Origin of the sequence: Frateuria sp. YIM B11624, assembly GCF_049727805.1 — a bacterium.
In the GTDB taxonomy this organism is placed as follows: Bacteria; Pseudomonadota; Gammaproteobacteria; order Xanthomonadales; family Rhodanobacteraceae; genus Frateuria_A.
On sequence record NZ_JBCNYA010000011.1, the window covers coordinates 111,748 to 121,528 of the forward strand.

Genomic DNA, 9,781 nt, shown 5'->3' on the forward strand with positions numbered 1-9,781 from the left:
GCCGGAAGCGTCGCCTGCTCAGGCCACGCCCAGCCGCTGGCGCGGCATGTTGCGCAAACGCAGGGTGAAGGCCACGCCGCTGCCATCCTCCAGGTTGCCGGCGCTGGCGCTGCCGCCGTGGCGTTCGGCGACCAGCCGCACCACGTACAGCCCCAGGCCCAGGTGCGGCGCGTCGCCCGGAGTGGCCTTGTCGCGCAGGCTGACCAGCGAGTCGAACAGGCGCGCCTGCATCGCCGCGGGCAGCGGCGGGCCCTGGTTGGCGAGGGTGATTTCGGCGCCATCCTCGCGGGCGAGCAGCGTCAGGCGCAGCCAGCCGTCGGCCGGCGTGAACGAGAGCGCGTTGTCGAGCAGCTTGTCCAGCGCCTGGGCGATCAGCTCGGGCGCGCAGTGCATCGGCAGCGGCGCGTCGGGCAACCGGCAGGAAAGCTCGCGGGCGCCGATCAACGGGCGGTAGGCCTCGGCGCAACCGCGCACCACGGCGCGCAGGTCGACGTCCTCGGCTTCGGCGGCGGCGATGGCTCGCTCCATGCGGCTGGCCTCGCTCATCGCGCGCACCAGCGTGCCCAGCCGCGCCACGCCATCGTGCGCACGCGCCAGGTACGGGCGCGCCTCCGGCGGCAGCGCATCGTTGGCCTGCAGTGCATGCTCGAGGTTGTCCAGTGAACTCTTGACGATCGCCAGCGGCGTGTTGAGTTCGTGCGAGAGCTTGGAGGCCAGTGTGCGCAGGTAGTCGGTGTAGCCGCCGACCGCTTCGAACAGCCGCTCGAAGCTGCGCGCCAGGTCGCCGATCTCGTCCGGCGCCGCGGTGAGCGGGAAGCGGCCCTGCGCGAACAGGCCTCCGACGCGGCCGTCGGCCATCTGCGCGCGCTCGGCGGCGTCGCGCAGGCGGCCCAGCCGAAGACTCAGGCGCGTGGCGAACCACAGCAGGATGCCGCCGGCCACCAGCAGCACGCCGAAACTGGTCAGCAGCAGGGTGAGCAGCGCGCGGTTCGCCAGCAGCGGCACGGTGGTGCTGGCCTGTTCGAGCAGCAGCACGCCGCGCACATGGCCGGGCGCGCCGATCGGCACGGCCGCGGCGAGCACTACGCTGGCGCGCGTTTCGCCGTCACGCCATGCGATGGCCGGCTCGCCGGCGCGGGCGCGGGCGATTTCCGGCAGGTCCAGGCGCGGTGCATCCTGGGCCCAGGGCGCAGCGTCCTCGACCGGATTGGCGAGCAGCGCGCGATACACCAGCGCGGCGAACCAGCCCGGCTGTGGGCCGCCGGCCTGCAGGCGCCCGCTCTGCGCCAGCAGCCAGCCGGTGGGCGCAAGCACGCGGGCCCGGGTCTGCTCCGGCGCCAGGCGGTCCAGCTCCTGCGCCAGTGTCGGCGAGTAATGCCACAGCGGGCGCGCCTCGACCGCCAGCGGATCGCCGCCGACCGTGCCGTCGTACAGGCCCAGGCCCAGCCGGTCCGCCACCAGCGGGCGCGGCAGCCGCAGCTCCAGGCGCCAGCCGCCGCCGTCTTCCTGCCACTGGCCGGCGAGGTGGTCCGGCCAGTCGGCCACCGGCGGATCGAGCAGCCGCGCGGTGAAACTCCCCGGTGCGGCACTGGCCAGCAGGTAGCGCAGGCGCGTGTCGCCACGGTCGAGTTCGAGGATCACGTGGTCCGCGCGCAACGCGCCGGGATCGTCCGCGTCGGCGCGCACGCGGCGGGTCTGGCGCTGCTGCACGTAGAGGTAGAACCCGTTGGCGTCCTCGGCCAGCAGCACGCTGCCACGCGGGCCCAGCGGTTGGCTCCAGGGCGTCAGCGGCGCCCAGTCGTCGCCGTAGCCGTCGATGGTGATCGGCGTGGCGGCCTGCTCGACGTACCAGCCGTGCGCGTCCTGCGGCAGCGCGGCGCCGGTCGCCACCAGGCTGCGCGCCACCGCCCGCGCAGACGCCACCAGCGCCTGCGCCTGCCCTTCGCGCAGCAGCGTTTCCATCTGCCGCACGTACAGCCAGCCTGCCACCGGCAGGGCCAGCGTGCACAGGGCGACCAGCAGCAGCTTGCGGCGCAGGTTCATTGCGTCAGCTTGGGGGAAACCGGCGTCGTGGGCTAGCGCTTTCCAGCCTGATCGCGGGCGCTCTCGTAACGCAGGTAGGAGGCATTGACCACCACCCGCATGAACATGTCGAGCAGTGCACGCCGCTGCGGGTCCGCATCGGCGATGGTCATCGACCAGCTCAATCGGATACCGGTGGCGCGACCTGGATCGCAAAACACCACTACGTCGTCAAACTGGTCGGTACCTTCATAGACGGCAGCGCTGCATCGCATTGAGCGATGCCGCACGGGGAAATGGCCCATCTTTGCGGCCGGGTCGCGCTGGAGGTATTGCTTTCGATCGACGTCCAGCTCGGCATCCAGGCTGGCCAGTTTACGCGGCCATACGTTGAGCACGATCACCCGCTCGGGTTTGCCGGTCCATTCGCCCTGATACATCACCAGATTGACACCGATGGCGCGAGCATAAGTGCAACAGTCCGGCGTCCAGCCTAGTGGTGCATCAGCCATGATCGCCCAACCAGGCACGTCGCCATCCGGCTTGCCATAGACAAGTACACCTGGATCGGGCTTGTCACCTGCCCATGCTACCGAGGCCGCCATCAGAAGCGCCGCCGCCACCATCGTTTGTATCTGTCTCACGGCTTCCACCGGTAGCCCACGCCGTGCACGGTCTCGATCGCGTCGAAATCCGGCGCCACCGCCACGAACTTCTTGCGGATGCGCTTGATGTGCGAGGTGATGGTGGCGTCGTCGACCACCAGTTCCGCCTCGCGCATCAGCTGGTCGCGGTTCTTCACGTGGCCGGGAAAGCGCACCAGCGTGTGCACCATCCAGAACTCGGTGACGGTGAGCGGGATCTCCGCGTCGTTCCAGGTCACGCGCATGCGCTCGGACTCGAGCTTGAGCGGACCGTGCGCGATCACCGTCTCGCTGGACGCGGGCGCCTTCAGCGACTCGATGCGCCGGAACAGCGCCGCGATGCGTGCGGCGAGCTGGTGCAGGCTGGTGTCCTTGGACAGGTAGTCGTCCGCGCCCAGGCGCAGGCCGGAGATCACGTCGAAGTCCGAATCGCGCGCCGTGAGGAAGATGATCGGCAGCGTGGCGGACTTGGCGCGCAGCTCGCGGCATAGGTCGAATCCGCCCTCGGGTTCGTCACCCAGGCCGATGTCGATGATCACCAGCTCCGGCAGTTTCATCGCGAAGGCGGTGGAGGCGTCCTGCCGCGAGCCGTAGCCGCGCGTGTCGTAACCGAAGCGGGTGAGCGCCTCGACGTAGTTGGCGCGGATGAGCGGTTCGTCCTCGACGATGGCGATGCTGCGACCCATGGCGATCTGTCTCCCTGTGGTGGCGCGCAGCGTGCTATGCGCGCTGCCGCGGCGCAAGGCGCGCGGCGCGGCTGCCCGCGTTTTGCCCGATCCGGCCCGCGCTTCGCCCGCGGCCTGACGCGATGCGCGCCCGGCCGGACGGTTCCATGGAACCGTCACCGGAGAGATGCCATGAACACCACCGTCGCCAAGCCCGACCCGAACGCCGAACTGCGCCATTTCGAACCGCTGCGCGTGGCGCTGGCCTTGGGCGCCCTGCTGCTGGGCCTGGTGATGGGCATCCACTGAAGAGGTGAGGCCATGAACGCTGGATATGTCGACCCGTTTGCCGTGGAAGGCGTGGATGCACCCGTCGCGCAGGGAAGCGCGACGGGTGCGGGCGAGGAGCCGGACCCGGACTGGCAACCGCTCTGATCCGCCCACGGCGCCCTGCAGGACCCTCCGTTAGCCAACCGTTCCTTCCCCCTCCTCGCGAGGGGATTTTTTTGCGCGCTACGGTTTGGCGCGATCCCGTACCGGCGAAAGCGGGCCGACCACGACGTGTCCCTCCAGGCCGTCGAACAGACTTCCCGCAAAACCGTCGAGCTGGCGGAGCACGGTACTGGCCGGGGCGCCGCCGGGGCAGCCGACCGACATCTGGAAGTCCGACGGTCCGGCACTCCCGGGGAGTGCCGCACTGCCCGAACGTCTCGGTGGAGGAATCGCCACCATGTCGCGCTGGGTCAGGCCGGCGATGCAGACGCGGCGGCCGAGCGTGACACCACCAAGCAACTGGTCACGCTCATGCTGGTAGCGCCGTTCGGCGCGCCTGGCAGCGCGGGCGTCGCCATAGGTGGGCAACATCGCCTTCCACAGCGCGTCAGCTTGCACCTGCTCTGCCGGCGTGGCCTGCTGCCAGGCCGAACGCAGCACCGCCTGGTAACTTGGGTCGCGGCGCTCGGAGGCCAAGCCGAGCCAAGCCAGGCCGCGTACCCGGTCCTGCGTCACGATGTCGCCGTTGTAGTAACCCACACCCAGCGTGAACTGCGCCGGCTTGCTGCCCCAGGCGGCCGCCAGCTTGAGCATGTCCACGCCGCTGGCGTCGCGGTGGTTGGCCAGGTCGCGGGCGCCCACGCAGTAGTAGTAGACGCCGGGCAGAAAGCGCTCCAGCCCGGGCGCGCAGCCGAGCTTGCCGAGCTCGGCCAGAGTGATCGGTGCGGCATCGCCACCCGCCCTGGCGAGCGCGGCCATATGCGTGCCGGCGTGCGCGGCCAGCGCAATGAATCCCAGCACCAGGGAAGCCATCATCTTCGGTCCGGACATCATCCATATCTCCTGTGGCGGCACCCTCCCCGCCCCCAGTGTGAACGAAGCGTGCTCACAAACCCAAAGCCTGGTTCGGAAATTTTTGCTCCCTGTGCGGAACCAACCGGAGATGCGCCGGTCTTGTCGTAGTGGCGGGCGTCGTCCATTGCCGTGGATTCACCGTCGCCACCCCGGCGACGGCCAGGCACCCGCTCTGGTGGACTCCTCAACGCGTCCCATTCCGACGACGCTTATCCCGGTGCCTTCGTGCACCGGGATTTCTTTATCTAGGGCCACGCAGCTGTCTAGTGCTGCTTACCGGCTTTCTCCCGAGGAGACGCGGGTGCCGGTACCTGTTGCAGGGGGCCCACGGTGACGTGTCCCTCCATGCCCTCGAACAAGCTGGCCGCATAGGAGTCCATCTGGTTCACCAGGACACTGCCGGAGGTTTCATTGGTACAGCCCACTTCGGTCGAATCGCGCCCCCGCGGTCCCCCGCCATGCGCCCGCGCCATGTTCGTGCCGGTCAACCCACCGATGCACCAGTGCGCACCGAACGCTTCGCCACTGATCATTTGGCCGCGAAGGTACAGATAGTGGCGCCGGGCTCGCACCGCTGCGTGTGCGTCGCCATATTTGGATCGCATGGCTCTCCACAACCGATTGCCATCTGCCTGTTCGGCCGAAGTGGCCTTGTGCCAGGCCGATTGGAAGATTGCTTGGTAGCTTGGGTCGTTGCGCTCGGCTGCCAATCCCAGCCAGGCCAGCCCCAGCGGCCGGTTCTTCGCCGCTACATCGCCATTGAAGTAGGCAACGCCGAGCGTGAACTGGGCAGGCTTGCTGCCCCAGGCGGCCGCCACCTCGAGCAGGCTGAGGCCGCTCGCATAATGGCCCAGGGCCAGGTTTCTGGCGCCGGCGCAGTAATAGTAGACGCCCGGCAAAACCTGCTCCAACCCAACGGGGCAGTCGACATTCCTTGGTGCGCCTGACGCAGGCGCCGGCGGAGCTGCCCCTGAAGCGACCTGTCGCACGGATGTCTGTGCCTCGCAGGCGGGAGCAACAAGCCCAAGCACTACAGCCAGTAACAGAGTCCGCACCATATCCATGGCCCTCACACGACTACAGGTGGCTCACCCCGATCACAAGCTAGCAAATCGGGCGAATGGCTGCCTCGGCGAGCGAAACGTCCCTGCGGGCGCCCTTCATCCGATGGCTTGGCGCATGGCCGCAATGACCTGCGCATAGTCGGGCGCGCCGAAAATGGCCGAGCCCGCCACGAAGGTATCGGCGCCGGCGGCGGCGATCTCACCGATGTTCGAGGCGCTGACGCCGCCGTCGATCTCCAGCCGGATCGCGCGCCCGCTCTCGTCGATGCGCCGGCGCACCTCGCGCAGCTTGGCCAGCGCCTCGGGGATGAATTTCTGCCCGCCGAAGCCCGGGTTGACCGACATGATCAGCACCAGGTCCAGCTTGTCGAGCACGTGGTCCAGCCAGTTGAGCGGCGTGGCGGGGTTGAACACCAACCCGGCCTGGCAGCCGGCGTCACGGATCAGGCCGAGGGTGCGGTCGACGTGCTCGCTGGCTTCCGGGTGGAAGCTGATCAGGCTGGCGCCCGCCTTGGCGAAATCCGGCGCGATGCGGTCGACCGGCCTGACCATCAAGTGCACGTCGATCGGCGCGCTGATGCCGTAGTCGCGCAGGGCCTTGAGCACCATCGGACCCATCGTGAGGTTGGGCACGTAGTGGTTGTCCATCACGTCGAAATGCACCCAGTCGCCGCCGGCGGCCAGCACCCTGGCGGTGTCCTCGCCGAGGCGGGCGAAGTCGGCGGAGAGGATGGAGGGGGCGATGACGGGGGATTGCTTGCTCATGCGTGCCTGTCCTGTAGGAGCGCACCGAAATGCGCGACCGGAATGTGCGGCGTCGCCGCTTCGTAGGCTCTGCGCAGAGGATGCGCTCCTACGCGTGGATTATTTGAAGCCTTTTTCGGCCTTGATCCGCTCGTAGGCCGCGTTGATCTCGCTGGCGCGCGCCTCGGCGCGCTTGCGCATGTCCTCGGGCAGGTCGCCCAGGCGATCGGGGTGGTGCTCGGAAATCAGCTTGCGGTAGGCGCGCTTGATGGCACGCTCGTCGGCGCCACGCTCGATGCCGAGCACGGTATACGGATCGGGGCCGTGCGTGGCCCGATGCGGCGGCACGTAACCGCCACCGGTGCCGCGCCGGCGGTCGCCGGCGGCGGCGTTCCAGGCGTAGCCCTTCATCGCCATCAATGCCATCAGCTCCATGTCGCTGATGCGCAGGGCGAAGGCGAGCTGGCGCAGGATGCCCATCTTCTCCGGCGGCGGATTGCCCTCGGCCAGCACGGTCTCGATCACCACGTCCAATACCGGGAAGGCGTGATCGCGGCGCATGCCGACCCAGCGGCGCAGGCCGTCGATCGCCGGCGTGACGTCGAACTCCGGCTGCTTGCCCTGGTTGAAGCTGGCGATCGCCTGTTTGCGCTGCTCGCCGGTCAGGCCCATGCGGGTCATCATCCGCTCGGCCACCGCGATCTCGGCTTCCGACACGCGCCCGTCCGACTTGGCCACCGCGCCGAGCAGGGCGAACAGCGGGCCGTACAGCCCGTCCATCTGCGGCGCGGCGCGCCAGCGCTGGCTCTGGCGCAGGCTGTCGATGACGAAGCCGATCACCGCGCCGACGATCGCGCCGGGCAGGCCGTGGCCCAGGATCAGGCCGACGAACGCCAGGATCAGCGTGGAGGAAAAGTTCATGGCTGCGCCCGTGGGGCCGGCGACTGCGCGCTGTACCAGCGTGCCAGCGCGTCCAGTTCGGCGTCGCTGACCGGACCGATCGCCGCGCGCATCACCGCCACGTCGCGACGGCCGTCGCGGTACTGCGCGAGCGCGTTGCGCAGGTAGTCCAGCCGCTGCCCGGCGAGGTTGGGCGCACCGGGCATCTGCGCGATGCCGGTTTCGCCATGGCAGGCGGCACACAGCCCCAGCCGGGCCGGACGGGCGGGGCCTGCGGCAAAGGCAGGCGAAGCGGCGGCCAGGAGCGCCGCGAACAGGACGAGTCGCATCGGCAGGGCGTACAGCGAGATGGATTCCCGGGAAGGCGCGATTCTAGCAGCGCCGCGCCGCCTAGCCTCGGACTGCGGGGTGGGCTTCAGCCCATCGATGCACGACGGCAGGCTGAAGCCCACCCTACGGCGACTCGCTAGAATAGGCCACTCCCACCCATCGACAGCGGAACGCCCGTGCCCACCACCCTGCTGCATTCGAACCTGCCCGGCCTGGACCTGATCCATCGCGGCAAGGTGCGCGACGTCTACGCGCTTCCTGGCGACCGTCTGCTGATCGTCGCCACCGACCGCCTGTCCGCTTTCGACGTGGTGCTGCCCGACCCGATCCCCGGCAAGGGCGAGATGCTCACGCAGATCTCCAACTTCTGGTTCGACAAGACCGCGCACATCATCCCCAACCACCTGCTCGAGGTGCCGCTGGGCGAGGTGCTGCCCAAGGGCACCGACCTGTCGCTCTACGCCGGCCGCGCGGTGGTGACGCGGCGGCTCAAGCCGGTGCCGGTCGAAGCGATCGCGCGCGGCTACCTGATCGGCTCGGGCTGGAAGGATTACCAGGCCAGCGGCAAGCTCTGCGGCATCGCGTTGCCGCCGGGGTTGAAGCAGGCGCAGCAGCTGCCCGAACCGATCTTCACGCCCTCGACCAAGGCCGCAGTGGGCGACCACGACGAGAACGTGAGCTTCGACGCGGTGGTCGATGCCGTCGGCCGCGAACTGGCCGAGCAGGTGCGTGATGCCACGCTGGCGATCTATCGCTGGGCGGCCGCCTACGCGGCCGAGCGCGGCATCATCATCGCCGACACCAAGTTCGAGTTCGGTACCGATGCGGACGGCAAGCTGTACGTGATGGACGAGATGCTCACGCCGGACTCCTCGCGCTTCTGGCCGGCCGACGAATACCGCACCGGCATCAGCCCGCCCAGCTACGACAAGCAGTTCGTGCGCGACTACCTGGAAACGCTGGACTGGAACAAGAAGGCGCCCGGTCCACGCGTGCCGGGCGAGGTCATCGAACGCACCCGTGCCAAGTACGCCGAGGCGCTGGAGCGGCTGGCCGGCATCCGGCTCGACTGAGCCACTGACGAAGGGGGCAACCATGCGCAGCATGCAGAGCTGGCTCGACGGCTACAGCGCCGACCACCGCAATCCGATCAACCAGATCCTGCACTGGATCTGCGTGCCGCCGATCGTGTGGACCGTGGTCGCCCTGCTGTGGACCGTGCCGGTGCCCGCCGCCTGGCTCAAGCCCGGCGCCTGGGCGGTGTTCGCGATGGTGCTGGCGTTCGGCTGGTACTGGAAGCACTCGCACCGGCTCGGCGGCGCGCTGCTGGTGTTCTTCGCGGCGCTGGCGCTGTTTACGGCGTGGCTGTTCGAAGTGCTGGGACCGGTGCGGCTGCGCTGGACCGCCGTGGTGGTGTTCGTCGTGGCGTGGGTCGGGCAGTTCATCGGCCACCATTACGAAGGCCATCGCCCGAGCTTCCTGACCGACCTCTCCTACCTGCTGGTCGGGCCCGCCTGGCTGATGGAAAAGCTGCTGCGCAAGCTCGGCTTCAAGGCACAAAGTTGATGCAGATCCTGCTTACCCTGCTCAGCACCCTGCTCTGGTGGGTGCTGTACGGCTCGATTCTCGCCCTGTTCGCCAGCCTGGTCGCCTGGCCGGTGCTGCGCTGGAGCGAACGCGGCAACGTGGTGTTCAACCGCGTGTATTTCGCCTGCCTGCTGTGGAGCCTGCTCGGGCTGCTGCTGGTGGGACTGGCCGCGGCGCACGAGGGGAACGTGAGGCCGCCCTACGGCCCGCTGCTCGCCTCGCTGCCGCTGCGGCTGGCGCTGGTGGTCGACATGGTGGTCGGCGCGCTGCTGCTGTGGCGGCTCACCCCACGCGTGGATGCGCGACGCATCCGTCCCACCAGCGCCTGCATGGCGATGGCGGCGGTGACCGCAGTGGCGTTCGGCGTCGCCACCAGCCTGGCGTAGGTCCTCGTAGGGTGGGCTTCAGCCCACCGCTTTGAATGCCGCGACGAGCGGTGGGCTGAAGCCCACCCCGATGTTCTTTGTGGGGAGTGCCA

Annotated in this window: 11 protein-coding genes; 3 read left to right on the forward strand and 8 right to left on the reverse strand. The window is 69.0% G+C overall.

Annotation, left to right across the window (positions count from 1 at the left end; all coding sequences use genetic code 11):
- Positions 1–18: 18 nt before the first annotated feature.
- The 8 genes from AAIL17_RS07685 to AAIL17_RS07720 all read right to left on the reverse strand — a co-directional run bounded on the left by AAIL17_RS07685 (position 19) and on the right by AAIL17_RS07720 (position 7,715).
- Entirely contained in the window at positions 19–2,043 is a 2,025-nt protein-coding gene (locus AAIL17_RS07685; RefSeq protein WP_424682238.1) for an ATP-binding protein, read from the reverse strand.
- Between the two features lie 32 nt (positions 2,044–2,075).
- Entirely contained in the window at positions 2,076–2,666 is a 591-nt protein-coding gene (locus tag AAIL17_RS07690) for a hypothetical protein (protein WP_424682239.1), read from the reverse strand.
- Positions 2,663–3,352 (reverse strand): proteobacterial dedicated sortase system response regulator, encoded by a 690-nt coding sequence (pdsR, locus tag AAIL17_RS07695; protein ID WP_424682240.1) that lies wholly within the window; start codon positions 3,350–3,352, stop codon positions 2,663–2,665. Before pdsR ends, AAIL17_RS07690 begins: the two co-directional genes overlap by 4 nt.
- 492 nt (positions 3,353–3,844) lie before the next feature.
- Entirely contained in the window at positions 3,845–4,654 is an 810-nt protein-coding gene (locus AAIL17_RS07700; protein ID WP_424682241.1) for a hypothetical protein, read from the reverse strand.
- A 287-nt stretch (positions 4,655–4,941) separates the two neighbouring features.
- Positions 4,942–5,577, reverse strand: coding sequence for a hypothetical protein (locus tag AAIL17_RS07705; RefSeq protein WP_424682242.1), 636 nt, complete (start codon positions 5,575–5,577; stop codon positions 4,942–4,944).
- A gap of 261 nt (positions 5,578–5,838) precedes the next feature.
- Positions 5,839–6,507: a ribulose-phosphate 3-epimerase gene (rpe, locus tag AAIL17_RS07710; RefSeq protein WP_424682243.1), complete on the reverse strand. Its 669-nt coding sequence runs from the start codon at positions 6,505–6,507 to the stop codon at positions 5,839–5,841.
- 99 nt (positions 6,508–6,606) lie between these two features.
- On the reverse strand, positions 6,607–7,407 hold the full coding sequence (gene djlA / locus AAIL17_RS07715) for a co-chaperone DjlA (protein ID WP_424682244.1): 801 nt from the start codon (positions 7,405–7,407) through the stop codon (positions 6,607–6,609).
- Positions 7,404–7,715: a c-type cytochrome gene (locus AAIL17_RS07720; protein WP_424682245.1), complete on the reverse strand. Its 312-nt coding sequence runs from the start codon at positions 7,713–7,715 to the stop codon at positions 7,404–7,406. The genes djlA and AAIL17_RS07720 overlap by 4 nt, the downstream gene beginning before the upstream one ends.
- Before the next feature lie 177 nt (positions 7,716–7,892).
- Here AAIL17_RS07720 and AAIL17_RS07725 point away from each other — a divergent pair, with 177 nt between their 5' ends.
- From AAIL17_RS07725 to AAIL17_RS07735, 3 genes are read left to right on the forward strand one after another with little or no spacing between them, the layout of a single operon-like run.
- A complete protein-coding gene (locus AAIL17_RS07725) occupies positions 7,893–8,789 on the forward strand; it encodes a phosphoribosylaminoimidazolesuccinocarboxamide synthase (RefSeq protein ID WP_424682246.1) in 897 nt (298 codons plus the stop codon).
- A 22-nt stretch (positions 8,790–8,811) separates the two neighbouring features.
- Positions 8,812–9,282 carry a DUF962 domain-containing protein gene (locus AAIL17_RS07730; protein WP_424682247.1) on the forward strand — a complete coding sequence of 157 codons (471 nt, stop codon included), beginning with the start codon at positions 8,812–8,814 and terminating at the stop codon, positions 9,280–9,282.
- Positions 9,282–9,689 carry a hypothetical protein gene (locus tag AAIL17_RS07735; protein WP_424682248.1) on the forward strand — a complete coding sequence of 136 codons (408 nt, stop codon included), beginning with the start codon at positions 9,282–9,284 and terminating at the stop codon, positions 9,687–9,689. The genes AAIL17_RS07730 and AAIL17_RS07735 overlap by 1 nt, the downstream gene beginning before the upstream one ends.
- The last annotated feature ends 92 nt before the right edge of the window (positions 9,690–9,781 follow it).